Genomic DNA, 26,972 nt, shown 5'->3' with positions numbered 1-26,972 from the left:
CCAGACCCAGGTTTGCCGGGTCAGCGGTCACCCCAAGGACGACGCGGCGCATCAGTGCGCTGGCCCTTGAAGCCACCCGCATCGCGCTCACGATTACGGAAGTTGCTTTCGCCACGCTCGCGGAAACCGCCTTCCTTGCGGAAGCCGCCTTCAGCCGGACGCTCAGCGCGGAAGCCGCCTTCGGAGCGGAAACCGCCGCCGTCGGCGCGGTTGCGGAAACCGCCTTCGGCAGGACGCTCCGAGCGGAAGCCGCCTTCATTGCGGTTGCCGCGGAAGCCGCCATCCGAACGCTCGGAACGGAAACCGCCTTCAGCACGGAAGCCGCCTTCATTGCGATTGCGGTAGCCGCCTTCGCTGCGCTCGCGGAAACCGCCTTCCTTGCGCTCGCCGGCAAATGGATTGCCTTCGCTGCGATAGTGGCCGCCTTCCGAACGCGGGTTGGAGAACGAGCGCTGGCCTGGTTTGGCGTTGCGGCCATCGCCCGGCTTCCAGCCTGGACGCGATGCCGAACGCGAAGGCGCTGCACGCTTAGGCTCGAAGCCCTCGATCACTTCGACCGGAATCGGCTGGCGGGTCAGGCGCTCAATGCGGCGCACCAGCATGTTTTCAGCGTGGTTCACCAGCGATACGGCGACACCGTTACGGCCGGCGCGGCCGGTACGGCCAATACGGTGCACGTAGTCTTCAGGGAACTTCGGCAGGTCGTAGTTGAACACGTGGGTGATGTTCGGCACGTCGATGCCGCGAGCTGCAACGTCGGTCGCAACCAGCACCTTCACGTTACCGCGGCGCAGGCCGTCCAGGGTGCGGTTACGCGCGCCCTGGTGCATGTCGCCGTGCAGTGCAGCGGCGGAGAAGCCAGCGATATTCAGGCGGTCGGCGATGGTGTCGGCATCACGCTTGGTGGCGGTGAAGACCACTGCCTGGTCCATGGTTTCGTCGCGCAGCAGGTGATCCAGCAGGCGGTTCTTGTGCGACAGGTCGTCCACGAAGTGCACGCGCTGGGCGATGTTTTCGTGCTTGGTGGTCGCGGTGTTGATCTGGATGACCAGCGGATCCTTGGTGATGCGGCGGGCCATATTGCCCACCACGCCGTCCAGGGTGGCCGAGAACAGCATGGTCTGGCGCGATTCAGGCGTCGCAGCAACGATCTTCTCGATGTCTTCGATAAAGCCCATGTCCAGCATGCGGTCGGCTTCGTCCAGCACCAGGATTTCCAGTTGCGAGAAGTCGATCTTGCCTTGATCCATATGGTCGATCAGGCGGCCTGGGGTCGCTACCAGGATTTCCGGATTGCGCGACAGCAGCTGCATCTGTTTCGGGTAAGGCATGCCGCCGAGGATCGCGACCGACTTGATGTGGCGCAGGTGGGAGGTGTACTTGGTGGTGTTGGTAGTGACCTGCAGGGCCAGTTCACGGGTAGGGGTCAACACCAGCATTTTTGGCTGGGCAGGGCGGAAGCGCGGACGCTCGCCGCGGGCGCGCGCCGACTGGGCTTCCTGCGCTGCGGTCTTGCCTGCGCCGCCGGTGTACGGGGCGCTGGCCAGGCGGTGCAGCGATGGCAGCATGAAGGCCGCGGTCTTGCCGGAGCCGGTTTGCGAGGAAACCAGCAGGTCCTTGCCTTCGATCGCTGCAGGCACTGCCTGCTGCTGGACTGGAGTCGGCGCGGTGTAGCCGGCTTCGGTCAGTGCGTTGAGGATGGACGTGTGGAGACCAAGTGCTTCAAAAGTCATGTATATCTTTCGTAAAAAGCGAAAAAAGCTACGCTAAACCAAAACGAAACGACTCTATTTTGTATAGAAATTTCGGCACAAAAGCTTTGCGCCGGGACGGTGTCATTGAAGACGACACACAGGGCGGGGGGGCTTTTTAGGCGGCATCCGGTGTTTCAGGATGCGGCAGATAGTTTTCGCGAAGCTGCTATTTGTGTTTTTATTTTCAGCTGCGTTGATGTGTTGCAGCGCACAAGCGGTGAATTATACACGGAATCCCGGCCACGCGGTAGCTTTCGTTTGAATTTGCGGCAGAGCAATATTGCATTGTTTGCGAAACGATCATTCGGCATATTAAAGCGACAGGTCGACTCCGCGCGTTTGCTTCATATGCTGCTTCCAGCGTGCCATCAGCGTCCTTCTTTGCAATTCATATGGTTCGCCGATGAACCAGGCCGCGCTAATACGATCCATCCTGAAGTGCCGAAATTCCTGCCGCAGTTCGCACCATGCAGCAAGCAGCCGGACCGTATCGGCGTACCCGATGAGCACCGGCCATATCGTGCGTTCGCTTACGCGCCCTTGTTCGTCGCGATAGCCAATCCGCAGTTTGCGGCCCACGCGTATCCATTCCCGCAATTGCACGGCGTTGAGCACATCGGCCGGCGCCGATTGTGGCGGCGGCGTGGCGCCTGTCGGTTCGGTGATGTATGGGCGCAGGCGCTCCGGTACCGCTGCCGTGATCTTGGCGATCAAGTCGCGTGCCGCCCTTGCCAGCGCTGGATCGCTACGCTGGGCGACCCATTGCGCGCCGAGGACGGCGGCTTCCAGTTCATCTGGCGTCAGCATCAGGGGCGGCATGTCGTAGCGGCGGTCGAGCACATAACCAATGCCTGCTTCGCCGGAAATGGGCACGCGCTGCGCCATCAGGTCCGCGATGTCGCGATAAACAGTCCGCACGGAGGTTTCCAGTTCTTCGGACAGGGCGCGTGCAGTCAGCGGCCGTTTTGCACCGCGCAGGATCTGGATGATCTGGAAAAGTCGATCTGCGCGCCGCATGGCCAATTCACTGCTGACAGGATGGTGGCAGCAGGCCTTTTATAAGATGTTTGAACGCTGCCCACCGAGATAGTGGCGGCAAGATGAATTAACTACCAGAGGAAAAAATGGACTTTGTCTCAACCCGCATTATAACGGACGACATCAAACGGCTTGTTCAATTCTATGAAGACATTGGCCTGAAGGCGACATGGTACACAGAGGAATTCGCTGAGCTGTCGACGCCCGTCTGCACGCTGGCGATTGGCAGCAAGCGCACCATGGATCTGTTCGGAGCAGGCGCTGCGGTTCCGAAAAACAATCAATCGCTTATTCTCGAATTTCGTGTAAGCGATGTCGATGAGGTTTTCAGCCGCCTCGGCACGATTCTCGACGATGTTGTGCAGGCGCCGACCACACAGCCATGGGGAAACCGTTCGCTGCTGTTCCGCGACCCGGACGGCAACCTGGTGAACCTCTTTACGCCAGTCAGCCCGGAGGCGATTCGCAAGTATTTGAATTGAGGGATCTTCAACTTCCCAGCCGCTGCCGGGCAGTCATGGGGCAACTGAGAAATCGAGGGTCTGCTTACCGATCCATTGTCCTTCGAGCTTGTCGCCTTTGATGGTGGCGCGGATCAGCGGTTTGGGCGTATCGATGCTTTCGGACTCGGTCAGCTCGACGGTGTTGCCGTTCACCTGTCCGCGCAGGGCGATGAGTTTGCGGTATTTGTTGTAGAAGTATTCGCCGGTCACCGCGCCGTCGATGCCTGGAGCAGACAATGTCAATGTGATCGCCGCCTGTCCCACACGACCTTGCAGGAATTGCTGATAGGGCTCCGCCCGGCGCTTTACCGGCGGGCCATCCATCAGCAAATATCTTCCATAGGGAGTGATATGCGGCGCGAGGTCGGTGTTCTTGTAACTCACTTCCTGTTTGTCGACTTCGTCCAGCGCGTGCATGGCGTGGTTGCTGCAGCGCTGGTACAGGAAGGTAATGGCGCCGTACTCAATTCTCACCGGCGCATTCTCCAACTTGAAGTCGCTACCGTAATCGGGAGACTGCATCGATTCCATGCAGTGCCGGTACATGGCGATGGTATCCATGATGCGTGCTTCCTCGTCATCCTGCCTGCCGTCAGTCCTGGGCTGCGGCCAACTCGTCGAGATATGGTTCTTCTTGCGGTGGGCGGTGCCAGCCCGGTTCAAGCCGGCAATCGCCTGCTGGTATTGGGCCAGACGTTTCGCCAGGTTCTGCTTGAATAGTTTTGCGCCGCCCGCCGGGGTAAATATGTCCGACGCTAAAATCGCACGCCCGGTAACAGCGTCGAAATTGTACTGATCCCAGCTATGCTCGCAATAAGCGCCGCAGACCTCGGAATCGATTTCAAGGGCCAGCACCCGCTGGTCGTCGCGCGTTACCTTGAAGCCGAAGTCATTGACGCCCATTTCTTCCTGCTCTTGGGTTTCAACGACCCTATCGGTGTATTTGGCTGGAGCAGGTTGCCCTGTCAGGGCCAGAAAGACGGAATGGTTGATGCGAGCATCGCGCCGCGGATCGGCGGAGACGACATAAGGCAAAGATCCGCGGTATGCGACGGTCTTGATGTCAATCGGTGCTGGCTGTGCTGCACCAACATAAGCCGGCAGCGCGGCGGCGAAACAGGCGAAGAATGCGCGCACGTCGAAATTACTCTTCATTGGAGGGAGGGATTCGTTGCGGTTTCGGCTTGATGCCTCGGTGCGCCAGCGCCTCGCGCAGCAGGAACTCGATTTCCGCGTTCACGCTGCGCAAGTCCTGGGCGGCCAGGCGTTGCAGTTCCTCCCACAACGCCGGGTCGATCCGCAGGGGAAATGCTTTTTTGCCGGGGCTTGCCATCTTTGCTTAGTTATACAGGGTGCCTGTGTTGACGATAGGCTGGGTTTCCTTGTCGGAGCACAGGACCACCAGCAGGTTGCTCACCATTGCTGCCTTGCGCTCGGAATCCAGCTCCACGATTTCGCGCTCGGCCAGGCTGTTCAAGGCCGCTTCGACCATGCTGACGGCGCCGTGCACGATCTTCTGGCGCGCGCTGATGATGGCCTCGGCCTGCTGGCGGCGCAGCATCACTTGTGCGATTTCCGGCGCGTAGGCTAGATGGGTCAGCTTGGCGTCCACGATTTCTACGCCGGCGGCGGCAATGCGCTCGGTCAGTTCGGCCTTCAGCGCGTGGGCCACTTCATCCATGCCGGAACGCAGGGTGGTCATCCCTTGCGGCAGGTCCTCGCCTTCATCATAGGCGTATTGGGAAGCAAGGTGGCGGATCGCCGCTTCAGCCTGCACCGCAACGTAGCGCTCGAAGTCATCGACATCGAATACTGCTTGCGCGGTGTCGCGTACGCGCCAGACGATGGCGGCGGAAATCTCAATCGGGTTGCCGCGCTTGTCGTTCACCTTCAAGGTCGGTGCGATCAGGTTGCGGGCGCGCAGCGACAGGCGCTTCTTGATATACAGAGGGAAGGCCCAGCGCAGGCCTTCGCTGCGGTCGGTGCCGATGTAATGGCCGAACAGCATCAGCACCGCGCTTTCATTCGGCTGCAGCATGTAGAGGCCCGGTGCCAGGAAGATCGCCGTTACCGCGCACACGGCTGCGAGACCTGGCTGGAAGGCGCGCAGCATAAGGAAGGCAAGAATCGCCAGCGTAATCACTACGATCAGGGCCAGGTAGCCGCTGTAAGACGAGAACTGCTTTTCGTTGCGGGTCATGATCATTCCTATGTGAGGTAAATCAAAGTGATATCACTTTAGTCTCACTTTTTGGCGTTGTCAAATTATTCTCTGTTCATGGGCGAATTTAGTGTTTGGGCAGGATCTGATCGCGGTCGAATACTGCAATACTCCGCTCCTTTACTCGGCCATGTTCGTTGTCGGCGATATAGCTGGTCACTCCATAGTAATAATCACCGTTTTTGAAGTAGAGCTCGTTGAGCTCGCTATTGTCAGGCTTTGAAATGGCCTGGTTGAATTCGAATTTTTGCAAGGACTCAAACGGAAGGGCGGGATAAATCAGCTCGATATGCTTGCTCGTTCCGAACCTGTATTCCAGTCTGGGTCTTTCGAAGTCGCGGACGTCGCCGCAAACTGAAGCCGTCTTGTGCGAGCCCGCAACGGGGCAGCTGAAGTAGGTCTTCTCGTTCGTTTGGCAGAGCGGCTGGGCCGTCGCAGAGTGCGCTAATAAGAACAGCAGTAATCCTTGCAAAATGTGGCGAATTTTAGCTCTCCTTGGGGGATCAGGGTGACTTGCTGATGTATCGCAGGTACGTAAACGAAGAAAGCCGCCAGGTGGCGGCTTTCATTTGGCGGAATGCGAGGATTACTCGTAATCGCTCGAGTTCAGGCCCATCACGTGCGAGAAGCCGCCGTCGACGTACATGATGTCGCCGGTGATGCCGGAGGACAGGTCGGACAGCAGGAACGCTGCGGCGTTACCCACTTCTTCGATGGTCACGTTGCGGCGCAGCGGTGCGTGGCCGGCGGCGAAGCCGAGCAGCTTGCCGAAGTCCTTGATGCCGGAGGCAGCCAGGGTCTTGATCGGGCCGGCGGAAATGCCGTTCGAGCGGATGCCGTGCTGGCCCAGGTTCTCAGCCAGGTAGCGCACGGAAGCTTCCAGCGATGCCTTGGCCAGGCCCATGGTGTTGTAGTAGGGGATCGCACGAACCGCGCCCAGGTAGGACAGGGTCAGCACGGAGGAACCTGGCTTCAGCAGCGGCAGGGCGGCTTTCACCATGGCCGGGAAGCTGTATGCCGAAATATCGTGGGCCACGCGGAAGTTTTCGCGGGTCAGGCCGTCCAGGAATTCGCCGGCGATCGCTTCGCGTGGGGCGAAGCCGATGGCGTGCACGAAGCCGTCCAGGCTGTCCCAGCTCTTGGCCAGGTCGGTGAACAGGTTGGCGATTTGTTCGTCGCTGGTGACGTCACAGTCGAAGACCAGGTTGCTGCCAAATTCTGCCGCGAATTCAGTGATGCGGTCTTTGAAGCGCTCGCCAACGTAGGTGAAAGCCAGTTCGGCGCCTTCGCGGTGGGCAGCCTTAGCAATGCCGTAAGCGATGGAACGGTTGGACAGGACGCCAGTAATCAGGATTTTTTTGCCTTGCAAGAAAGCCATATCTACTCCAATGGGGTTATACCGCAAGAACGGGATTGTAAACGTCAGGACGCCAGCCCTGCAAGTTTGGCAAGGGCTGGCGTGCCGTAAAAACGTTTAATTGCTCCGGTGCGACTTCGATTTGCCAGCTTCGTCACGCTTCACGCGTGCCTTGACCATGCTGACCGCAGGCTTGGAATCGCTGCGGGAAGAGGATGCTTGACGGTAGTTGCTGCGTTTTGGCGCACGTTCGGTATCTACCGCCAAGGCGGCGTTTTCGATGATGTCAGCCGAGATATCCGGGCCAATCGCAGCGGAGGCGGTCGGCACCAGGATGGTGGAACCGGCTTTCAGTACCGATCGCTGCGGAATATTGTTGGCCTGGCGGATTGCATCCGGCGTGGTGCCAAACTTGCGGGCCAGGGAAGCAATGCTTTCGCGGGCGCTGGAAATCTTGTGCGTGGTCCAGCTCGACAGTGCGTGGGTCCAGGAGGCCAGGTTGGCGGCGAACTTGGCGGCATTCTCGGTCGGCAGCAGGATCTTGGTCTGCTCGTTGCCGGTAATGACGGGCTTTTTGAACTGCGGGTTCAGGGCTTTGAATTCGTCGACCGAGATTTCAGCAAACTTGGCGGCCAGCGCCAGGTCGATATCGCGGGTCTTGTCGATCGCGGTGAAATACGGCTCGTTGTCGATCACCGGCAGGTGTACGGCGTACTGGGCCGGGTTGGCGACGATATTCTTCACCGCCTGCAGCTTCGGCACGTAGTTGCGGGTCTCGGCTGGCATCAGCTCGGACAGGCTTTCGAAATCGGTCGGCTTGCCGGCAGCGCGGTTGCGTGCGACAGCCTTCTGCACATTGCCTTCGCCCCAGTTGTAGGCGGCCAGGGCCAGCTGCCAGTCGCCGAACATGGTGTACAGGCGCTGCAGGTAGCTCAGGGCGGCATCGGTGGAGGCCAGTACGGAACGGCGGTCATCCTTGAATGCGTTCTGCTTCAGGTCGTAGTCGCGGCCGGTGCCCGGCACGAACTGCCAGAGGCCCGCCGCGTTGGCGTTGGACAGGGCTTGCGGGTTGAAGGCGGATTCGATGAACGGCAGCAGGGCCAGTTCGGTCGGCATATTGCGCTTTTCCAGCTCTTCCACCACGTGGTAGAGGTAGAGCGAGGCGCGCGCCGTGGTGCGGTCGATATAGTCCTGGCGGTCGGCGTACCACTTGATATGCTTGGCCACCAGGGCGTTGTTCACGTCCGGAATGGCGTAACCGGAACGGATGCGGCCCCAGACATCGGTTTCCTTGTAGTCTTCTACGGCAGGCTGCAGCACAACGGATTTCGGCGCTTCAGCGGCTGCAAAAGCGGAGGCTGCTGGTACCGCGGCGCTCAGTGCCAGGGCGATCAGGACAGCATTTTTGATTCGATCTTGCATAGTGTTTCGCAGTTGTCGTGAAGAAACAAAGGACGGACTATCTAAGCCGGGAGTGTAGGGTCGAACGCCGGTCGAGTCAAGAAAAAATTCGCTATGTGACTGATTTTCTTGGATAAATATGTCGAACTGGCTATATAATTGGCTCCTTGGATAACGTTTTTTGGATGTATAAATGAGCAATGCCCCAGTGGATTATGAGGCCGTGATCGCGGCTACCGAGCAATGGCTGGAGAAGGCCGTGATCGGCCTGAACCTGTGCCCCTTCGCCAAGGCCGTGCACGTGAAAAAGCAGGTGCGCTATGTGGTGTCGGAGGCTTCTTCGCCGGAAGAATTGCTGGAAGACTTGATCAAGGAGCTGGAATTCCTGGCTGCTGAAGATCCGGAAGTCGTCGATACCACCTTGCTGATCCACCCGCTGGTGCTGCAGGATTTTGAGGATTACAACGAATTCCTGGACGTGGCCGATGCTGCGCTGGAGGAGCTGATGCTGGATGGCGAGCTGCAGGTGGCCAGTTTCCATCCGGATTACCAGTTTGCCGATACGGACAAGAACGATATCTCCAACTACACCAACCGTTCGCCTTACCCGACCCTGCACCTGCTGCGCGAGGCGTCGATCGACCGTGCGGTGGAGGCGTTCCCCGAAGCGGCCGATATCTTCGAAAAGAATATCGAGACCATGGAAAAGCTCGGCCATGAGGGCTGGGATAAGCTGGGTTTGCAGGTGAAGTGATGGCGGACGATAAAGTACCTGAGCGGCCGGATACGCCTTGCGTGGCGGTTTGCTCGACCACGTTTGATGAAATTTGCCGGGGGTGTGGGCGGACTTATATCGAAGTCGCGCACTGGGTGGCGATGAGTGCGGAGGAAAAGGAGAAGGTTTGGCAGCGGATTTTGGCGCAGGGGTATCCGCGGCGCAACACCTGAAAACCGGTAGATCGGCCGGATGGCCGTCCCGTCTGATCCGCAGGGTCAGACACCCCGCGGCGGTTGAATAGATGGTGCCTGACCCTGCGGGTCAGGCATCGGTTTACCGGTTTTACTCAGCCTTCCAAGACCCAATAAAGTCCTTCTTGCCAATATCCAATCCATTATGGCGCAGGATGTTGTAAGCCGTAGTCGCATGGAAAGTGAAATGCGGCAACGCATAGTGCATCAAATACTCCTGCCCCACCCACTGCTTGGCCTTTTCCCCGCTACCGGTAGTCACCGAGCGCTGGGCCGAATCCTCGATCGCCTGGCGCGGCAGGGAATCCAGGAAAGTCAGCGTGCGCTGGATGCGCAGTTTCAGTTCACCAATGGTCTTTTCAGTATCTTCATAAGAAGGCACATCCGCCCCCGCCAGACGCGCGCCAGCCCCTTTGGCGAAGTCGGCGGCAATCTGGATCTGGCGGGTGAAAGGCAGCATATCCGGGAACAAACGGAATTGCAGCAGGGCATTCGGGTCGATTTTTTTCGCTTCAATATGTGCCTCGGTCTTGTCGAGGATGGCCAGCAGGCTGCCCAGGATCTGGCGGAACACTGGAATCGAAGCGGAATACATGGAAAACGACATAGGGAAACTCCTCTGATATAGAGTGGCGATGATAGCAAGTTACGTGCATAATTGCTGCTGGATAATCTTTTTCCACCAGACCCGCTTTGATGGCTCGGAATTTTTATAACAAACTAAGGTCCCGCCTGAGCGCACTGTATGGCTTGTCCATTTATGGCGCCTTGTTACTAGTGGTATTCGGCGGCCTGGTGATTCCTGCGATTATCGGCTCTTATCTGCTGATCGGCGTGCACGAACAGAAATCGGCGCAGACAGCCCTCAACGAATCCCTGCAGCGCAACGCCGACATCCTGGCCCTTGGCATGCAGGAATCCCTGTGGAATATGAATGCCGATTCGGCCCATTCGCTGGTCGAATCGGTGATGCGCGACCGTTCGGTGCTGCAGGTGCAGGTTACCGGCCAGGCCGATACCCAGTTCATCCACGTGGAAGCGCCCAAGCGCGCCACCGGCAACATCGTGCGCGCCGAGCGCGAGATCACGGTGCGCGGGGAAAAGATCGGCAAGATCATGGTCGAAATGGACGACGCGCGCAGCCAGCAGGAGCTGCGTGAGAAGCAGCTGTCCTATGTCTTCGTGCTGGCGGCCCAGCTGACCGTTTCGCTGCTGCTGATCGTGCTGTTCCTGAACCAGCGCCTGCTGAAACCTTTACGCAAGCTGATGCGCTTCTCGGATCGGCTGTCGCACGGCGATTTCGAAACCCGCATGGAATTGAGCGGCAGCGACGAATTGGGCCGCCTGGCCGGCCAGCTCGACCAGATGCGGGTGGCGATCAAGCACCTGTTCGAAGACATCGCCCAGCGCGAGGAGCGTTTCCGCACCATCGTGACGCAGGTGCCGGGCGCCGTGTTCCGCTTCCGTCCCGATGGCCCGATTGATTTCGTGTCCGACGCCATCGAAGAAATTTCCGGCTACTCCGCCGCGCAATTCATGCGCAGCACCACGCATGCCTGGGCCAACCTGATTTGTCCGGAAGACCGCAAACGCCAGCGCCGCTGCGTCGTGCAGGCGATCCAGGACGGCAAGCCTTACGAGATCGAATACCGCATCATGGACTCTACCGGCACTGAGCGCTGGGTCGCCGAAAACGGCCAGCCGCAGGCGGCGGAGGCGGGCGGGGCGCCGTGGGTGGACGGCATCATCTACGACATCAGCCAGCGCAAGCACAACGAGATGCGCATCGAAGCCCTGCTGGCGGAGCAGAGCGCGATCCTGGACAATGTGATGTTCGGCGTGATGTTCGTGCGCCACCGCACCATCGTGTCCGTGAACCGCCGCTGCGAAGAGCTGTTCGGCTACGAGCCGGGGCAGATGATCGGCGCTTCCACCGCCATCGTGTTCCCGACCGCTTTCGATTTCGAATCAGCCGGCGCGCGCCAGTATTCCACCCTGGGCAGCGGCGAGTACTTCAGCGAGGAACGCAATTACCGCCGCAAGGACGGCTCGCTGTTCTGGTGCATGGTGTCCGGCTGCGCCATCGACCAGAACCGCCCGAACGAAGGCTCGATCTGGGTCTATGCCGACATCAGCGCCCGCAAGGAAGCGGAAGAAAAACTGCGCCTGTCGGCCACCGTCCTGGAGCACATCGCCGACGGCGTGATGGTGATCGACGACAAGGGTACTATCGTCGCCGTCAATCCGGCCTTCACCCAGATTACCGGCTACACGGAAATCGAAGCCCTGGGCCACGACGTCGGGCTGACCCGTTCCGGCCGCCATGACGACGGCTTCCACGCCCAATTGTGGAAGGAGCTGGTTGAACATGGCTACTGGCGCGGCGAAATCTGGAGCATGCGCAAGAGCGGCGAGCTGTTCCTGGAGTGGCTGACCCTGACCGCCGTGCGCGACTTGCGCGGCGCCACGACCCACTATGTCGGCGTGTTCAGCGACATCACCCTGGTCAAGGAATCGCAGGAAAAGCTGGACCACCTGGCGCACCACGATCCGCTGACGCAACTGCCGAACCGCCTGCTGTTCCACGACCGCCTGCAGCACGCCATCCAGCGCGCCACGCGCGGCAACGAGCAACTGGCGCTGCTGTTCATCGACCTTGACCGCTTCAAGAACGTCAACGACACCCTGGGCCACCATATCGGCGACGAGCTGCTGAAGCAGGTGGCGCATGCGCTGACCGAAAAGCTGCGCGAGGGCGACACGCTGGCGCGCCTGGGCGGCGATGAATTCATCGTCCTGCTGGAGGATGTGGAGGGCCAGTACGGCGCCGGCCAGGTGGCGGAAAAACTGGTGGGCATGTTCGAACATCCGTTCATGGTGGCCGGGCACGAGCTGTTCGTCACTTGCTCGATCGGCGTGTCGGTGTTCCCGACCGACGCCAGCGATTTGAATATGCTGATCCGTAACGCCGACGTGGCCATGTACCAGGCCAAGGCGCGCGGCCGCAACGGCTACCGCTTCTACCAGCCGTCCATGACGGGCGAGGGCGTCGAGCGCCTGCGCCTGGAAACCTATCTGCGCCGCGCCATCGAAAAACAGGAAGTGTTCCTGAACTTCCAGCCGCAGGTGGAGATCGATACCGGCAAGCTGCTGGGCGTGGAAGCGCTGGTGCGCTGGAACCACCCGGAACTTGGCCTGGTGCCGCCGGTGCGCTTCATCCCACTGGCGGAAGATACGGGCTTTATCGACCAGCTGGGCCAGTGGGTGCTGTACGAAGCCTGCCGCCAGATGGTGCGCTGGGACGAAGCCGGCCTGAATGTGCCGAAGATGGCGGTCAACCTGTCGGCCCGCCAGTTCGAGCGCGGCAGCATGGTCACCCGCGTGGCCGATATCCTGCGCGAAACCGGCCTGGCGCCGAACCGCCTGCAGCTGGAGGTCACCGAGTCCGTGATCATGAACACCGGCGATGCGCTGGCCTTCATCAACGACCTGCATGCAGTGGGCGTATCGCTGGCGATCGACGATTTCGGCACCGGCTATTCCTCGCTGGCCTACCTGAAGCAGATGCCGGTGCAGACGCTGAAAATCGACCGTTCCTTCATCAAGGATATTTCGACCGACGCCAACGACGAGGCGATTGCCATTGCCATCATCCAGTTGGGCCGCAGCATGAACCTGTCGGTCATCGCCGAGGGCGTGGAGACGGAACAGCAGGCGGCCTTCCTGCTGCGCCATGGCTGCAACCAGGCGCAGGGTTTCTATTACAGCCGCCCGGTCATGCCGGACGATTTGCTGCAGCGCTGGCTGCCATAACGAGAGTGCCATGCTGACACCGAAAAAGATTTCCCGCCGCCGCTTCCTGCTAAGCGGGGTTGCCGTTGCCGGCGCCATGGTGGTTGGCTGGGGCGTGATGCCGCCGCGCCAGCGCGTGCGCGGCACCGCGGCGCTGCCGCTGGAAAACGGCGCCGTTGCGCTGAACGGCTGGATCGCCATTGCGCCGGACGGCAGCGTGCAGCTGGCCATGCCGCGCGCGGAAATGGGGCAGGGTGTGCATACCGCGCTGTCCATGCTGGTGGCGGAGGAACTGGATGTCGCGCTGGATGCGATCACATTGATCCAGGCGCCGGCCGACAAGATCTACGCCAACCTGGCCGTGATGCGCGAGACCTTGCCCTTCCATCCGGACGACACCGGCCGCACGCGCGCCTTCGCCAGCTGGATGCTGGGCAAGGTGGCGCGCGAGATGGGCGTAGTGATCACCGGCGGATCTTCCAGCGTAAAGGATGCCTGGACCTCGATGCGCGAAGCCGGCGCCACAGCGCGCGCCATGCTGGTGGCGCAGGCGGCCCTGGACTGGAAAGTGCCGGCGGAGCAGGTGCGCGCCGAAAATGGCGTGCTGTATCACGACATCAGCAAGAAATCGCTTGGCTACGGCGCCATTGCGGCGCGCGCGGCGCTCGGCCAGCCGGGCAAGGTGACGCTGAAGGATCCGCACAGTTTCCGGCTGATCGGCACCAGCGTGGGGCGCCGCGATTCGCGCATCAAGTCCGAAGGCACTGCAACGTACGGCATCGACGTGCGGCCGGAAGGCATGGTCTACGCCGCGGTGCGCATGTCGCCCGTGGTAGGCGGCAAGATCGCCGGCATCACGCCGACCGAAGTGGTAAAGATGCCGGGCGTGCTGGCCGTGGTCGATTTTTCCAACGCCATCGAAGAGCATTATGGCGCCGGTGCAGGCGTCGCCGTGGTCGCAAGAAGCTTCTGGCAAGCCAAGCAGGCCGCCGCCGCGCTGCCGATCCGTTGGGACGAGGGCGCCAATGCCAAGCTTTCGAGCGAGGCTATTTACGCCTCGCTGTCAAACGCGCTGGAAACCGACGACGGCGACAATTACCATCAGCGTGGCGATATGGCGCATGCGGCCAGCGCGCTGCGCACCGTCAAATCGCTGTACCGCGTGCCTTACCTGGCGCATGCCTGCATGGAGCCGATCAACTGCACCGCGCAGGTCAAGGATGGCAAGGTTACCGTGTGGGTGGGCACCCAGGCGCCGACTTTCGCCCGCCGCGCGGCGGCCCGGGTGGGCGGCGTCAGCGAAGCCAATGTCATCCTGCATGAACACCTGCTGGGCGGTGGTTTCGGGCGCCGCCTGGAAATGGACATGGTGGCGCAAGCCGTCGCCATCGCACGCGAAGCGAAGGGCTTGCCGGTGCAGGTGATCTGGACCCGCGAAGACGACACCACCCACGATGTGTACCGTCCCGCCGCGCTGGCGCGCATGACGGCCGGGCTGGATGCTGCCGGCAATATCATTGCCTGGGAAGCGAAGACGGCCGGCGGTGCGCTGACCCACCAGTTCACCAAGCGTAACCTGGGCATGCCGGGTGCTGGCCCGGACCGTTCGACCGCCGAAGGCGTGTACGACATGCAGTACGAGATTCCGAACCAGTCGATCAACCACGTGGTGGTCGATGGCCCGGTCGCGCTGGGCAACTGGCGCTCGGTCGGCCATTCGCAGAACGCTTTCTTCAAAGAGAGCTTCGTCGACGAAATGGCCAGTGCGGCCGGCAAGGATCCGGTGGAATTCCGCCGCACCATGCTGCTGAACCACCCGCGCCACCTGGCGGTGCTGGAGGCGGCCGTCACCAAGGCGGGCCAGGCGCCGGAAGGCCGGGCCCATGGCGTGGCGCTGCATCAGTCCTTCGGCACCATCGTCGCGCAAGTGGCGGAAGTATCGGTGCAGGACAAGCAGATCCACGTGCACCGCGTGGTATGCGCGATCGACTGCGGCATTGCCGTCAACCCGAACATCATCGCGCAGCAGGTCGAATCGGCCGTGGTGTACGGGCTGTCGGCGGCGCTGGGCGGCGAAATCACCATCAAGGACGGCAAGGTCGTGCAAAGCAATTTTGCCGACTATCCGGTGCTGCGCATGAATGAAGTGCCGATGGTGGAAACGGTGATCGTACTGAGCGCTGAGCCGCCGGAAGGCGTCGGCGAACCCGCCACGCCGCCAATCGCTCCGGCCGTGGCCAATGCCGTATTTGCGCTGACGGGCCAGCGCTTGCGCAGCCTGCCGCTGCGACTAGCCTAACAATACGCGCAGGTTGCAATCCTGCTGCCATTGGCGCCGTTCTTCGGTGGAGGCGGCCTGGCGCGCCAGTTCCTCGTCACTGAGTTCGGCCTGCGATTCGATCAGCCGGTGGGCGACATTCGGGTCAGGCAGCATGGTGCCGAAGAAGGCCACGTGCTCGTGGCGCTGGATCAGCAGGGTGGGAAAGTTCTCGACATCAAGGTCGCCCACCAGGTCCGCATGGTCTTCGATATCGACCCACAGGAAGTATTTATCCGGGTGGCGGCTGGCCAGTTCCTCGAATACCGCGCGGTAGGATGCGCAGGTGCCGCACCAGGCGGCGCACAGGCAGGCCACGACCAGGTGGTCTTGCGCCAGCGCTGCAGCCACTTCGGCGCGGTTGTCGGCATGTAGGGTAGTGCTGTGCATGGGGTGCTATTGTACATGCCCACAGGGTAAAATACCGGCCATGGCTACCATTCTTGCAATCGAAACATCCTCCGAAATGGCTTCCTGCGCCTTGCTGCGCGGGGAGCGCGTGTATTTCCGCGAATCGTCCGGCGTGCGCACCCATTCCCAGGCCGTGCTGCCCATGATCCAGGAATTGCTGGCGGAGGCGGGCATCGTCCTGCGCGATTGCGATGCGATTGCTTATGGCGCCGGTCCCGGCTCCTTCACCGGCGTGCGCACCGCATGCGGCATCGCCCAGGGCCTGGGTTTTGGCGCCGGCTTGCCGCTGCTGCCGGTTGTGACGCTGGACGCCATGGCCCTGGCTTGCCGCGAGCGCCACGGCGCCGATGACGTCCTGACCGTCCTCGACGCCCGCATGAACGAAGTCTATTGGGCGCAGTACCGCTTTGAAGGCGGCCAGCCGGTCGCCGTACTGCCTCCAGCCCTGTCCGCGCCCGATGCGGTGGCTCCGGCAGGTCCGGCGCGTGCCTGCGGCAACGGTTTTGCTGCTTACGCCGAAGCATTTGCGGGCAAAGCCTTTGCCGATGGCGCCGATGGCGAAATCATGCCCCATGCGGTGCAGATTGCGCAGCTGGGCCGCGTTGCCTTCGCCGCCGGCCATGCCGTGCCTGCCGCGCAGGCGCAGCCGCTTTACCTGCGTAACAAGGTGGCCTATACCAAGGCCGAACGCGAAGTGATGAAAGCGGCGCAGGCATGATGCAGCAGACTTGGGATCTGGCCCGGCTGATTTACGAGCCGATGCAGGAAAGCGACCTCGATGAGGTGGTGGCGGTGGAACAGGAGGTTTATCCCTACCCGTGGAGCCGTACCAATTTCGCCGATTCCCTGTCGCAGGGCTACCACGCCTGGGTGCTGCGCGCGCAGGACCGCGAGCTAATGGGCTATTTCCTGGTGATGGGGATTGTCGACGAAGCGCATTTGCTGAACGTCGCGGTGTCGCGTTCCTGGCAGGGGCGTGGCGTGGGGCGCCTGCTGGTGAACCAGGCCGTCGCCTTGTCGCGCGGGCTGGGCATGGAGTCGATCCTGCTGGAAGTGCGGCCTTCCAACGGCCGCGCGCTGGAAATCTACCAGCGCTACGGTTTTTCTGAAATCGGCCGCCGCAAGGGCTATTACCCTGCGGCCAATGCAACCCGCGAGGACGCTATCGTGATGCGTTTTGGGCTATGAGTGATCGTCGTAACGCTGTCTTCCTGGACGAGATGGGCGTAGGGCCGCAATGGCGCTTGCGCAATCGCCCCGCATCCGCGTCCGCCGGCGCCTACGCTTATGCCGACGTCGACGTTGACACCGGCGTCCCGGCCGGCTACGCGGCCTCGCCCGAAGCCGGCCCCGGATCCGCGCCCCAGCAAGCTGCCACACCCCAATCAGCGGCCCAGCACCCTGGCGCCCAGCCCGCTGCCGACGCGCAGCGCATGGCAAATGCGCAGCCTGCACAGGGCGCCGCGCACTACGAGCCGACCGCGCCATCGCCCGCATCCGCGACCGCCACGCACCAATCCCCGGCCGCCGCTGCCGCACGCGCCGCGTCCGCAGCGCCGGTAGGTCTCGCCGACGCGCGCCAGGTCCCGCCAACCGCAGCAACCGCGCCTGGCCGTGCCGGCGACGCGCGCCAAGCGCCTCCGGCCGCAGCGACAGCCCATGGCCATGCCGACGACGTACGCCAAGCCCCGGCTGCACCGAATGCGCCAGCCGCGCCAACGCGCGTCCCCGGCACGCCGAGCATCGCCTCGACAGGCGAGGACATGTCCTGGTTTGACGACGCCCCGACGCCGGAATACAAGCCGCAGCGCAAGAAAGTAGCGGCGCCCGAGCAGCCCGCCGCAGCGCAGCCGCAGCGTCCTGCCCCAGCCGCGCAAGCAATGCAGCCCGCCGGCCCGGCAATGCCGCCGCGCGCCGCAAGCGCGCCACCGCCCGCCATGGCCGACGATGTGCCGGCCTTCGACGACATCCCGATGGACGAACCGCCATCCTGGTTCGACGATGAGCAGCAGGCAGCTCCCGTCACCGCACGCCGCGACGCGCCTGCGCCAGGCGGCGGCGAGCCAGCCTCGCACGTTCCCGGACCAAGGCCAGGCCGCGTCACCGACGAAGAAATCGCCCAGATGGACTGGCCGGCCCTGCAAGCCGCCGTGTCCAGCTGCACCCGCTGCGCACGCTGCGAAACCCGCCAGCAAGCCGTTCCCGGCCGCGGTGACGGGAAGGCGACCTGGATCGCCCTCGACACCGCGCCGGGCCAGGCCGAAGACGCGGAAGGCTACCAATTCGCCGGCGACCCGGGCTACCTGCTCGACAACATGCTGAAAGCCGTCGGCCAGACAACGGAGAAGGGCGCCTACCTCACCAGCCTGGTGAAGTGCCACGCTCCAAGCGCGCCAAGCGCCGAAGAGCTGCAAGCCTGCCGCCCCTACCTGCAGCGCGAGCTGGAACTGACGCAGGCCAAGGTCATCGTCGCCTTCGGCCATACCACCGGAAAAGGCCTGCTGGGCGGCGCCGCACGCGGCCGCATCATGCTGCATGGCGAAATCCCGGTCGTCGCCACCTACCACCCGGCCGACCTGCTGAAAAAACCGGAAGAAAAGGCCAAGGCATGGCAGGACTTGTGCCTTGCCAAAGCCGCCCATGCCGGCCGACGCTAGGACATTCCACCGCAAATGGGGCCACCTCGCGCGGCCCCACGTCCGCGCGCTGGCCTGGCTGCTGGACTCGCCCGACCTGCTCGATCCCGGTAGCCCGCACTGGCACGGCAAGATCGCCACGCTCGGCCCCGTTTCGCCCGCCGTGGCCAACTGGCTGGACGACCTCGACGCAGACCCATCGCCGCTGGACGCGGCGCTTGGCAACCGCTTCTACACCCGTCTCGGCCTGTACGCCGAAAAGCTGATGGCCTTCTACTTCGCCCAGCGCGGCACGCTGGCCGCCCACGGCCTGCAAGTCCGCGACGGCAAGAACGGCACCATCGGCGAATTCGACTTCCTGCTACGTGAAGAGGGCCGCGCAAGCCTGCGCCACATCGAATTCGCCACCAAGTTCTATCTGCTCGACGGCGATCCGGATAGCGGAAACTACAACCGCCTGGTCGGCCCCAACCTGGCCGACACGCTTGGGCTGAAAATGCGCAAGATCTTCAACGCGCAGCTGCAACTGGCCCAGCATCCCGCCGCGCAGCAGGCCCTGCCCGCGCCCGTCACAAGCGCCCAGGCATTGGTCAAAGGCTGGCTGTTCTATCACGCAACCGAAGCCGCGCCGCAAATCGAAGGCATCTCGCCGGACCACTGCCGCGGCTATTGGCGAACGCACAGCGAGCAGGCCGGCGCTGCTGGCGAGCGGTTCATCGTCATGCCGCGCCTGCAGTGGCTGGCGCCCCTGCGCACATCGCTTGAGCGCAGCGAAGCCACGCCAACGCCGGCACCGCTCACGCGCGGCGCATTGCTGGACGTGCTGGCGGAAAAATTCGCCATCGATCCCGGCCCGGTATTAGTGGCAACCGTGCAGGAAGAGGGGGCCTGGCTGGAAGAAGTGGAACGCAGCTTTGTGGTTCCGGATGACTGGCGCGCCCGAGCCCAGGCGCGCCGAGGAAGCGGGGCCTTGCCCGCTTAGTGTTTGTGCTCGCCGATCAGCGCGAGAGAATCCTGCACGCGCTGGTTGGCCGCATGCAGCGCCATGATGGCCAGCATCGATCCCGCCAGGAATAAGCCGAACAGCACGATGATGGTGTTCAGCGCCAGGCCAAGCTTTACCATCCCGGCATAGACAGCCAGCATCGTCAGGATGGAAAGGTTCTCATTGAAGTTCTGCACCGCGATTGAATGGCCTGCGCTCATCAGCACGTGGCCGCGGTGCTGCAGCAATGCGTTCATCGGCACTACGAAGAAGCCCGACAGCGCCCCAACCACCAGCAACAGGACGTAGGCAATGCGCAGGTCGTGTACGAAGATCATCGACATCACGATCACGCCCATCGCGATCCCCAGCGGGATCACCGACAGCGCCTTGCGCAAGGTGATGAAGCGGGCCGACATCACGGCGCCCAGCGCCACGCCGACCACCACGATGGCAACGGTGCTGGTAGCGCGATTGAGCGGCATACCCAGCGACTGCCTGGCCCATTCCAGCACGATGAACTGCAAGGTCGCGCCGGCGCCCCAGAACAGGGTGGTCACGGCCAGCGAGATCTGGCCAAGCTTGTCGCGCCACAGGATGCTGCAGCATTCCGCGAAATCGCGCACCAGCAGGAAAGGATTGCGTTCCTGGCGCTCGTAGACATAGCCGGTATCCGGGATACGCAAATTGAAGAGGGTCGCAAGCAGGTAAATCATGCCCACCCACGCCAGCGCAATCTCGCTGACCGTATCGAAGCCAGTGTCGATGCCCGGCACGTCAAACGCCAGCAGGGCCGCCGATACCGGGCCGCCGATCAAGGCTCCGCCCAGCGCAGTGCCGAGGATGATGGAGCTGACGGTCAATCCTTCGATCCAGCCATTGGCGGCCACCAGTTTTTCCGGCGGGAGCAGTTCGGTCAGGATGCCGTATTTGGCTGGCGAGTAGATGGCGGCGCCCAGGCCGGCGACGGCATAGGCGGCCAAAGGATGCACGCCGTAGAAGAACAGCCCGCAGCCGAAAATCTTGATCATGTTCCCGATCAGCATGACGCGGCCCTTGGGCAGCGCATCCGCAAAGGCGCCGACAAAAGCCGCCAGCAGCACGTAGAACAGGACAAAAGTCTCCTTGAGCATCGGCGTCATCCAGGCCGGCGCCTTCATGGTGCCCAGCACGTAGATTGCGACGATCAGCAGCGCAGCATCGGCCAGCGACGAGAAGAACTGCGCCGCCATAATGGTGTAAAAGCCTCGTTTCATTGCGCTTAGTGCTTATGCTCTCCGATCAGGCTGAGCGAGTCGTGCGCGCGCTGGTTGGCAGCATGCAGGCGCATGATGCCCAGCATGGAGCCGGCGACGAACAGGCCAAACAGCACGATGATTGTATTCAGGCCCAGATGCAGCTTCACCATCAGCGAATACACCGCCAGCATGGTGAGGATGGACAGGTTTTCATTGAAATTCTGTACCGCGATGGAATGGCCTGCGCTCATCAGCACGTGGCCGCGATGCTGCAGCAGGGCGTTCATCGGCACCACGAAGAAGCCGGACAGCAGGCCAACAAGCAGCAGCAGGGGATAGGCCAGGAGCAGGTCGTGCACGAAGACCATGCCCATCACGATCACGCCCATGGCGACGCCGAGCGGCACCACCGACAGCGATCGGCGCAGGGAAACGAAGCGCGCCGACATGCCGGCGCCGATGGCCACGCCGACCGCCACGATGGCGATGGTGCTGGTAGCCTTGTTCAGCGGCAGGCCGAGGGACTGCTTGGCCCATTCCAGGACGATGAATTGCAAGGTGGCGCCGGCGCCCCAGAACAGGGTGGTCACCGCCAGCGAAATCTGGCCCAGCTTGTCGCGCCAGAGGATGCTGCAGCAGCCTGCGAACTCGGTGATCAGGCGCAGCGGGTTGCGCTCCTGGTGCTCGTAGACGTAGCCGGTGTCCGGAATGCGCAGGTTGAACAGCGCCGCCAGCAGGTAAGTTGAACCAACCACGGCCAGGGCGATCTCCTCGGTCGTATCGAGGCCGGTTTCAATGAATGGCATGTCGAAGCGCAGCAGGGCTGCGGCGACCGGTCCGCCGATCAGGGCGCCGCCCATGGCAATGCCGAAGATGATGGAGCTGACGGTCAGGCCTTCGATCCAGCCGTTGGCGACCACCAGCTTTTCCGGCGGCAGCAGCTCGGTCAGGATGCCGTATTTGGCCGGCGAATAAACGGCGGCGCCAAAGCCGACTACGGCATAAGCGGCCAGCGGGTGCACGTGATAGAAAATCAGCGCGCAGCCGAAGATCTTGATCAGGTTGGAAATGAACATGACCCGGCCTTTCGGCAGGGCATCAGCGAAAGCGCCCACAAATGCTGCCAACAGCACGTAAAACAGCACAAAAGTCAGCTTCAGCAATGGGGTGACCCATGCCGGAGCTTGCATGGTCAGCAGCAGGTCGATTGCCACGATCAACAGAGCATTGTCTGCCAGCGACGAAAAGAACTGCGCGGCCATGATGGTATAGAAACCACGATTCATTCAGGACGCCAGATAATTATCTCGGGATGCTTTATACCATGGAAAGTAAGGTTTCCCAAGAATCCGGCCAGCATTCGGCTGGCACAAAAGGTAGAATGCTGCATTCTTATTCTGCCGGTTTTTGTCATGCCAAGGCCCATCGTCGCCCATATCCATCTCGCTGCAATGCAGCATAACCTGGCCCGCGCCAAAGCCTGTGCGCCGGGCGCCAAGGCCTGGGGCGTGGTTAAAGCCAATGCATACGGTCATGGTTTGGAGCGCGGCATGCGCGGTTTCGCTGCAGCAGACGGCCTGGCGCTGATCGAGCCGGACAACGCGGTTCGCCTGCGCGAGCTGGGCTGGACCAAGCCTATCCTTCTATTAGAGGGATGGTTCGACAGCGCGGACTTGCTGGCGATGGCAGAACATGATATCGAGGGCTCGGTGCATTGCGTCGAGCAGTTGGAAATGCTGGAGCGCACCCCGCTGGCGCGCCCAATCAATGTGCATTTGAAGATGAATACCGGCATGAACCGCCTTGGTTTCAGGCCGTCGGACTATGCCGCCGTGCATGCCCGCCTGCGCGCCATCCCGCACGTTGGCAGCATTACCCTGATGACCCACTTCGCCAATGCCGACGAGCTGCACCACCCCTGCATGCCGCTGGCCGAGCAGGTGCGCCGCTTCAACGCAGGGGCGGCCGGCCTGCCCGGCGCGCGCAGCCTGTGCAATTCAGCCGGCATTCTGCACATGCCGGAGCTGGGCGACAGCCTCGCCACCGACTGGATCCGCCCCGGCATCATGCTGTATGGCGGCACCCCGGGCGGTAAGAGCGCCGAGGAATTCGGCCTCAAGCCGACCATGACACTGACTAGCGAATTGATCGGCGTGCAGGAAATCGGCCCTGGCGATTACGTGGGCTATGGCAGCCGCTTCAAAGCCGAGCAGGCCATGCGTATCGGCGTGGTGGCCTGCGGCTATGCCGACGGTTATCCGCGCCACGCACCCGTCGATACCCCGATCCTGGTCGATGGTGTCCGTACTCGCCTGGTCGGACGCGTTTCGATGGACATGCTGACCGTGGACCTGAGCAATGTGCCGAACGCCCGCGTCGGCAGCAAAGTGGTGCTGTGGGGCGAGGGCATGCCGATCGACGAGGTCGCAACGGCTGCCGGCACCATCGGCTATGAATTGATGTGCGCCCTGGCGCCGCGCGTGGCCGTGGTCGAGGCCTGATTACATGGCCAAGGCAAAGACCAATTACACCTGCAGCGAATGCGGGGGCATCAGCAGCAAGTGGACCGGCCAGTGCTCGTCCTGCCAGCAGTGGAACACCATGGTGGAGACGGTAATCGAAGCCGCCGGCGCCAACCGCTTCTCGCAAGCCCAGCACCAGTCGCTGGCGCAGACGGCGCCCGTGCTGTCGCTGCAGGATATCGAAGCGCTGGACGTGCCGCGCTTCGGCACCGGCATTGAAGAATTCGACCGCGTTCTGGGCGGCGGCCTGGTGGCGGGCGGCGTGGTGCTGATCGGCGGCGATCCCGGCATCGGCAAATCGACCCTGCTGCTGCAGGCGCTGGCCAATATGTCCAAGGTCAAGAGCGTGCTGTATGTCAGCGGCGAGGAATCCGGCGCCCAGATTGCGCTGCGCGCCAAGCGCCTGGCGGTCGATGCCAAGGAATTGAAGCTGCAGGCCGAAATCCAGCTCGAGAAAATCCTCGGCACCCTGGCCGACCTCAAGCCGCAGGTGGCGGTGATCGACTCGATCCAGACCCTGTATTCGGACGCGCTGGCATCGGCCCCGGGCTCGGTGGCCCAGGTTCGCGAATGCGCGGCCCAGCTGACCCGCTTCGCCAAGATGAACGGCACCACCATCATCCTGGTCGGCCACGTCACGAAGGAGGGCTCGCTGGCCGGCCCGCGCGTGCTGGAGCATATCGTGGACTGCGTGCTGTACTTCGAAGGCGACAACCATTCCAGCTTCCGCCTGGTACGCGCCATCAAGAACCGCTTTGGCGCCGTCAATGAGCTGGGCGTGTTTGCCATGACGGAGAAAGGCCTGAAGGGCGTTTCCAATCCATCCGCATTGTTCCTGTCTTCGCACGAAAACCAGGTGCCCGGCTCCTGTGTGATGGTGACGCAGGAGGGAACGCGCCCACTGCTGGTGGAAGTGCAGGCCCTGGTCGACACCAGCCACCTGCCGAACGCGCGCCGCCTGTCGGTCGGCCTGGAGCAGAATCGGCTTGCCATGCTGCTGGCCGTGCTGCACCGCCATGCCGGTATCGCCGCCTTCGACCAGGACGTGTTCATTAACGCCGTGGGCGGTGTGAAGATCACCGAGCCGGCGGCCGACCTTGCGGTGCTGATGGCGATCAACTCCTCGATGCGCAACAAGGCGCTGCCGAACGGTTTCGTCGTCTTTGGCGAGGTTGGCCTGGCAGGCGAGATCCGTCCTGCGCCGCGTGGCCAGGAACGTTTGCGGGAGGCGGCCAAACTTGGCTTCTCGATCGCCATGATTCCGAAGGCGAACGCGCCGAAGCAGCCGATCGAGGGCATGACGATTATTGCTGTTGAGCGCATCGACGACGCTTTCAACCGCCTGCGCGAACTGCAGTGATATAGATTTTTACGAAATATTAGCTACAATATCAGCCTCGAACTCAACCATTCAACGGGCAAGAAATTGTTAGTAGATTCAAGGCAAGGTGCACGCAAGATCCTTCGCGTGCGGGCAATGATTGTGATGGACGGCGGCCACCCGATGGCTGCGCGGACTTTCGATCTCGGCCTGGCAGGCATTTCCCTGACCTCCGAAAATAAGGTCACGGTGGGCGCCACCGGCCAGATCGTGTTTGAGATGCTTGTCGATGGCAAGCCACAAATCGTCAACACGCGCGGCAAGGTCAACAATTGCATCTTCAGTGGAGACGAGTTCAAGATCGGCTTCACCTTCCTGCCCCTTGACAACGAAGCAGCCGGAGCAATTACCAAGTTCATGCGCTAGACTGAAGGCATGGACATGTATGTGAGCAGCCTGCTGAGTACGCTGTATGGCTCCTCGCTGGCACTGGGTAATGCCAGCGTCGCCGGGACGCCATCGACCGATGTGCTGGCTCAGGTGGAGCAAACCCTGGCGCCGCAGCGCGCCGCTGCAGCCCAGCTCAACGCAAGCATCAGTCTCAGCCAGGCACGCTTCTCCGGCCTTGGCCAACTCAAGTCAGCCTTGTCGGTGTTCCAGGATCTGGCGGAAAGCCTTGCCGGCGCCGGACTCAGCACACGTGGTAGCTCCTCATCCAGCGATGTGCTCAGTGTGACGACCGGCGCTACTGCGGAAGCCGGTTCGCACGATGTCAGCGTCAGCCAACTGGCCCAGCAGCAAATCCTCGTCAGCCAGGAAGTGGCTTCTCCCGATACGCCGCTCGGCACCGGTTCGCCGACCGTGATCCGTATCGGCACGGGCGAGACCAGCAAAAGCATTACCATCAATAGCCAGGACAATACCTTGCAGGGCATCGCCGATGCGCTCAAGGAAGCGGGCTTTGACGCCAGCCTGGTACGTTCGCCCACGGGCACCGCGCTGGAACTGCGCAGCGCCAGTGGCGAGGGCAACAATCTCAGCGTCAACGTGGCGGGCGACGCCACGCTCCGCGGTTTTTTCGCAGGGCTGGAGCAAACCCAGTCGGCGCAGGATGCGATCCTGACGGTCGATGGCAAGAGCGTCAAGAGCGCCGATAACAAGGTCGAGGGCGCGATCAAGGGCGTCACCCTGAACCTGAATGACGTCGGCGACACTACGGTTACGGTGGCGCAGGACGATGGCGAGATTGCGAAGAATGTCGCGGCCTTCGTCAAGGGCTTCAATGCTTTGCAGGATCGCCTGGATAGCCTCACGAATGGCGCGCTGAAAGGAAACTCCGCACTTGCGCAGGTGCGCACGCAACTGGACCAGCTGGTGCGTTCTGCGGGCGGCAGCAGCGACGAATTGGCCAACGACGGCCTGACGGTCAGCAGCAATGGCCGCCTTCAACTCGATACGAAAAAACTCAATGCCGCCATCGCGGCGGATCCCACTGCATTGGCCAAGCTGTTCACGGACGAGGGCAGGGGGCTGGCGGATGCACTGGGCTCGCGGCTTGAATCGTTGGATGGACAGCGCAGCGTGGTTGGTTTCGCCCTGACGCAGGCTGACAACGAACTCGAAACCCTGCAAAGCCGCCGCTCGTCATTCGCGCAGATGCTGACGGTCCAGGCACAGGCCCTGGTGCAGCTGTATAGCCAGCAAAACGAATTCGGCGGCGCTTCTTCGATCCTCGACCTGTTTGCCTGACCCAAAAAGACTGAAGGCTCCAACGACAGAGTCCCGAAGGCGCTGTCGTGGAGCCTCGCTTCTGTGAAGCGCAGTGCTACTCGTGGTAGCGGTCGACCAACCTATGATGTCCGCCGCGATATTCAGCAATAACTTCGAACGCGATCAACGCGATCATTGCACCGAATATGCCCATGGTGAACAGTACCCACATAACTAACCAGCCAGCGTTTCTGAAGGCTGCTCCCTAGAGTTGATACAATTAAACTCTAGCATCCAATTAAGCAATTACAAGCCCAACAGAATTATCTATTTCATGACCAGGTCAGGCTGCATCACCGCCTTCAGGTAAAGGCTGGCGGGATCATCCGGTTCTCGCTGCACGAACCACCACGCAGCGCCTTTTTTCATCTCCCAATCGCTGTCTTCGCCCGTCATCAGCAAGGCGGCGGCTTGTCCCAATGTCGGCTGGTGGCCGACCACCAGCACTGCTTCTTTTGATGCAGGCCAGTTGGCCGCTTTCAGGATATCGCTGGCGTCGGCGCCGGGCGCCAGGTCGGGATGGACTTTGTATTTGCGGCCCAGGCCGGCTACCGTCTGCACCGTGCGCGTGGCAGGGCTGACCAGGATGCGGCAATTTTCAGGCAGCACGGAATCGAGCCACTGGCCCATGCGGCGCGCCTGTTTATGGCCTTTCGGCGTCAGCGCGCGTTCCAGGTCGTCCAGGCCGGGCTGGGCTGGTTCGGCTTCGGCGTGGCGCCACAAGATCAGGTCCATGC

26 protein-coding genes are annotated in these 26,972 nt (G+C 62.0%); 13 read left to right on the top strand and 13 right to left on the bottom strand.

What is annotated here, in order from left to right; genetic code table 11:
• Window positions 1-20 precede the first annotated feature (20 nt).
• Window positions 21-1,733, bottom strand: a complete 1,713-nt coding sequence (locus tag GM658_RS00545) for a DEAD/DEAH box helicase (protein ID WP_155452065.1) — start codon at window positions 1,731-1,733, stop codon at window positions 21-23.
• A gap of 333 nt (window positions 1,734-2,066) precedes the next feature.
• Window positions 2,067-2,771 (bottom strand): helix-turn-helix transcriptional regulator, encoded by a 705-nt coding sequence (locus tag GM658_RS00540; RefSeq protein WP_155452064.1) that lies wholly within the window; start codon window positions 2,769-2,771, stop codon window positions 2,067-2,069.
• Window positions 2,772-2,878: 107 nt separating this feature from the next.
• Between GM658_RS00540 and GM658_RS00535 the strand changes: the two genes are divergently transcribed.
• Complete coding sequence (locus GM658_RS00535; RefSeq protein ID WP_155452063.1) at window positions 2,879-3,274, top strand: VOC family protein; 396 nt, start codon at window positions 2,879-2,881, stop codon at window positions 3,272-3,274.
• A gap of 33 nt (window positions 3,275-3,307) precedes the next feature.
• On the opposite strand, the gene GM658_RS00530 is transcribed toward GM658_RS00535, so the two are convergent.
• From GM658_RS00530 to GM658_RS00505, 6 genes are all read right to left on the bottom strand, one after another.
• Window positions 3,308-4,450 carry a hypothetical protein gene (locus GM658_RS00530; protein ID WP_155452062.1) on the bottom strand — a complete coding sequence of 381 codons (1,143 nt, stop codon included), beginning with the start codon at window positions 4,448-4,450 and terminating at the stop codon, window positions 3,308-3,310.
• Window positions 4,440-4,628 (bottom strand): type II toxin-antitoxin system antitoxin, encoded by a 189-nt coding sequence (locus GM658_RS00525; RefSeq protein ID WP_155452061.1) that lies wholly within the window; start codon window positions 4,626-4,628, stop codon window positions 4,440-4,442. Before GM658_RS00525 ends, GM658_RS00530 begins: the two co-directional genes overlap by 11 nt.
• Window positions 4,629-4,634: 6 nt before the next feature.
• The gene (locus GM658_RS00520) at window positions 4,635-5,495 is read right to left on the bottom strand and encodes an SPFH domain-containing protein (protein WP_229416696.1); all 861 of its coding nucleotides are present in this window, start codon (window positions 5,493-5,495) and stop codon (window positions 4,635-4,637) included.
• Window positions 5,496-5,583: 88 nt separating this feature from the next.
• Window positions 5,584-5,988 carry a hypothetical protein gene (locus GM658_RS00515; protein WP_155452059.1) on the bottom strand — a complete coding sequence of 135 codons (405 nt, stop codon included), beginning with the start codon at window positions 5,986-5,988 and terminating at the stop codon, window positions 5,584-5,586.
• Window positions 5,989-6,102: 114 nt separating this feature from the next.
• The gene (gene fabI / locus GM658_RS00510) at window positions 6,103-6,894 is read right to left on the bottom strand and encodes an enoyl-ACP reductase FabI (RefSeq protein ID WP_155452058.1); all 792 of its coding nucleotides are present in this window, start codon (window positions 6,892-6,894) and stop codon (window positions 6,103-6,105) included.
• A 96-nt stretch (window positions 6,895-6,990) separates the two neighbouring features.
• Complete coding sequence (locus tag GM658_RS00505) at window positions 6,991-8,295, bottom strand: transglycosylase SLT domain-containing protein (RefSeq protein WP_155452057.1); 1,305 nt, start codon at window positions 8,293-8,295, stop codon at window positions 6,991-6,993.
• 172 nt (window positions 8,296-8,467) lie between these two features.
• Between GM658_RS00505 and GM658_RS00500 the strand changes: the two genes are divergently transcribed.
• Together GM658_RS00500 and GM658_RS00495 are read left to right on the top strand one after the other, a co-directional pair.
• On the top strand, window positions 8,468-9,028 hold the full coding sequence (locus GM658_RS00500; RefSeq protein ID WP_155452056.1) for a DUF1415 domain-containing protein: 561 nt from the start codon (window positions 8,468-8,470) through the stop codon (window positions 9,026-9,028).
• The gene (locus GM658_RS00495) at window positions 9,028-9,222 is read left to right on the top strand and encodes a DUF1289 domain-containing protein (protein WP_155452055.1); all 195 of its coding nucleotides are present in this window, start codon (window positions 9,028-9,030) and stop codon (window positions 9,220-9,222) included. The genes GM658_RS00500 and GM658_RS00495 overlap by 1 nt, the downstream gene beginning before the upstream one ends.
• 112 nt (window positions 9,223-9,334) lie before the next feature.
• Here the strand turns inward: GM658_RS00495 and GM658_RS00490 are convergent, their stop codons facing one another.
• Window positions 9,335-9,850, bottom strand: coding sequence for a DUF1993 domain-containing protein (locus GM658_RS00490; protein ID WP_155452054.1), 516 nt, complete (start codon window positions 9,848-9,850; stop codon window positions 9,335-9,337).
• 89 nt (window positions 9,851-9,939) lie between these two features.
• Here GM658_RS00490 and GM658_RS00485 point away from each other — a divergent pair, with 89 nt between their 5' ends.
• A complete protein-coding gene (locus GM658_RS00485) occupies window positions 9,940-13,056 on the top strand; it encodes an EAL domain-containing protein (protein WP_155452053.1) in 3,117 nt (1,038 codons plus the stop codon).
• 10 nt (window positions 13,057-13,066) lie between these two features.
• The gene (locus GM658_RS00480; protein WP_155452052.1) at window positions 13,067-15,334 is read left to right on the top strand and encodes a xanthine dehydrogenase family protein molybdopterin-binding subunit; all 2,268 of its coding nucleotides are present in this window, start codon (window positions 13,067-13,069) and stop codon (window positions 15,332-15,334) included.
• Here GM658_RS00480 and GM658_RS00475 read toward each other — a convergent pair.
• Entirely contained in the window at window positions 15,326-15,742 is a 417-nt protein-coding gene (locus GM658_RS00475; RefSeq protein WP_155452051.1) for a thioredoxin family protein, read from the bottom strand. The genes GM658_RS00480 and GM658_RS00475 overlap by 9 nt on opposite strands.
• Window positions 15,743-15,782: 40 nt before the next feature.
• On the opposite strand from GM658_RS00475, the gene tsaB reads away from it, so the two are divergent.
• Genes tsaB through GM658_RS00455 form a run of 4 tightly spaced genes read left to right on the top strand, consistent with a single transcriptional unit; the run spans window position 15,783 to window position 19,381 of the window.
• Window positions 15,783-16,481, top strand: coding sequence for a tRNA (adenosine(37)-N6)-threonylcarbamoyltransferase complex dimerization subunit type 1 TsaB (tsaB, locus tag GM658_RS00470; RefSeq protein WP_155452050.1), 699 nt, complete (start codon window positions 15,783-15,785; stop codon window positions 16,479-16,481).
• Window positions 16,481-16,951 (top strand): ribosomal protein S18-alanine N-acetyltransferase, encoded by a 471-nt coding sequence (gene rimI / locus GM658_RS00465; protein ID WP_155452427.1) that lies wholly within the window; start codon window positions 16,481-16,483, stop codon window positions 16,949-16,951. Before tsaB ends, rimI begins: the two co-directional genes overlap by 1 nt.
• Window positions 16,948-18,420 (top strand): uracil-DNA glycosylase family protein, encoded by a 1,473-nt coding sequence (locus tag GM658_RS00460; RefSeq protein ID WP_155452049.1) that lies wholly within the window; start codon window positions 16,948-16,950, stop codon window positions 18,418-18,420. The genes rimI and GM658_RS00460 overlap by 4 nt, the downstream gene beginning before the upstream one ends.
• Window positions 18,404-19,381 carry a DUF1853 family protein gene (locus GM658_RS00455; RefSeq protein ID WP_155452048.1) on the top strand — a complete coding sequence of 326 codons (978 nt, stop codon included), beginning with the start codon at window positions 18,404-18,406 and terminating at the stop codon, window positions 19,379-19,381. Before GM658_RS00460 ends, GM658_RS00455 begins: the two co-directional genes overlap by 17 nt.
• Here the strand turns inward: GM658_RS00455 and lplT (GM658_RS00450) are convergent.
• Together lplT (GM658_RS00450) and lplT (GM658_RS00445) are read right to left on the bottom strand one after the other, a co-directional pair.
• Entirely contained in the window at window positions 19,378-20,640 is a 1,263-nt protein-coding gene (gene lplT / locus GM658_RS00450; protein WP_155452047.1) for a lysophospholipid transporter LplT, read from the bottom strand. The two genes, GM658_RS00455 and lplT (GM658_RS00450), sit on opposite strands and share 4 nt — an antisense overlap.
• A gap of 5 nt (window positions 20,641-20,645) precedes the next feature.
• Window positions 20,646-21,908, bottom strand: a complete 1,263-nt coding sequence (lplT, locus tag GM658_RS00445) for a lysophospholipid transporter LplT (protein ID WP_155452046.1) — start codon at window positions 21,906-21,908, stop codon at window positions 20,646-20,648.
• A 126-nt stretch (window positions 21,909-22,034) separates the two neighbouring features.
• Here lplT (GM658_RS00445) and alr point away from each other — a divergent pair, with 126 nt between their 5' ends.
• From alr to fliD, 4 genes are all read left to right on the top strand, one after another.
• Window positions 22,035-23,123 (top strand): alanine racemase, encoded by a 1,089-nt coding sequence (gene alr, locus GM658_RS00440; protein WP_155452045.1) that lies wholly within the window; start codon window positions 22,035-22,037, stop codon window positions 23,121-23,123.
• Window positions 23,124-23,127: 4 nt separating this feature from the next.
• Window positions 23,128-24,504 carry a DNA repair protein RadA gene (radA, locus tag GM658_RS00435; protein WP_155452044.1) on the top strand — a complete coding sequence of 459 codons (1,377 nt, stop codon included), beginning with the start codon at window positions 23,128-23,130 and terminating at the stop codon, window positions 24,502-24,504.
• 66 nt (window positions 24,505-24,570) lie between these two features.
• On the top strand, window positions 24,571-24,891 hold the full coding sequence (locus tag GM658_RS00430) for a PilZ domain-containing protein (RefSeq protein ID WP_155452043.1): 321 nt from the start codon (window positions 24,571-24,573) through the stop codon (window positions 24,889-24,891).
• 9 nt (window positions 24,892-24,900) lie between these two features.
• Window positions 24,901-26,214, top strand: a complete 1,314-nt coding sequence (gene fliD / locus GM658_RS00425) for a flagellar filament capping protein FliD (RefSeq protein ID WP_155452042.1) — start codon at window positions 24,901-24,903, stop codon at window positions 26,212-26,214.
• A gap of 288 nt (window positions 26,215-26,502) precedes the next feature.
• On the opposite strand, the gene sixA is transcribed toward fliD, so the two are convergent.
• On the bottom strand, window positions 26,503-26,970 hold the full coding sequence (gene sixA / locus GM658_RS00420; RefSeq protein WP_155452041.1) for a phosphohistidine phosphatase SixA: 468 nt from the start codon (window positions 26,968-26,970) through the stop codon (window positions 26,503-26,505).
• Between the last annotated feature and the right edge of the window lie 2 nt (window positions 26,971-26,972).

The sequence above is a fragment of the Massilia eburnea genome, from assembly GCF_009720745.1.
GTDB classification, from domain to species: domain Bacteria; phylum Pseudomonadota; class Gammaproteobacteria; order Burkholderiales; family Burkholderiaceae_D; genus Rugamonas; species Rugamonas eburnea.
This window is presented reverse-complemented; position numbering and strand designations above follow the sequence as displayed.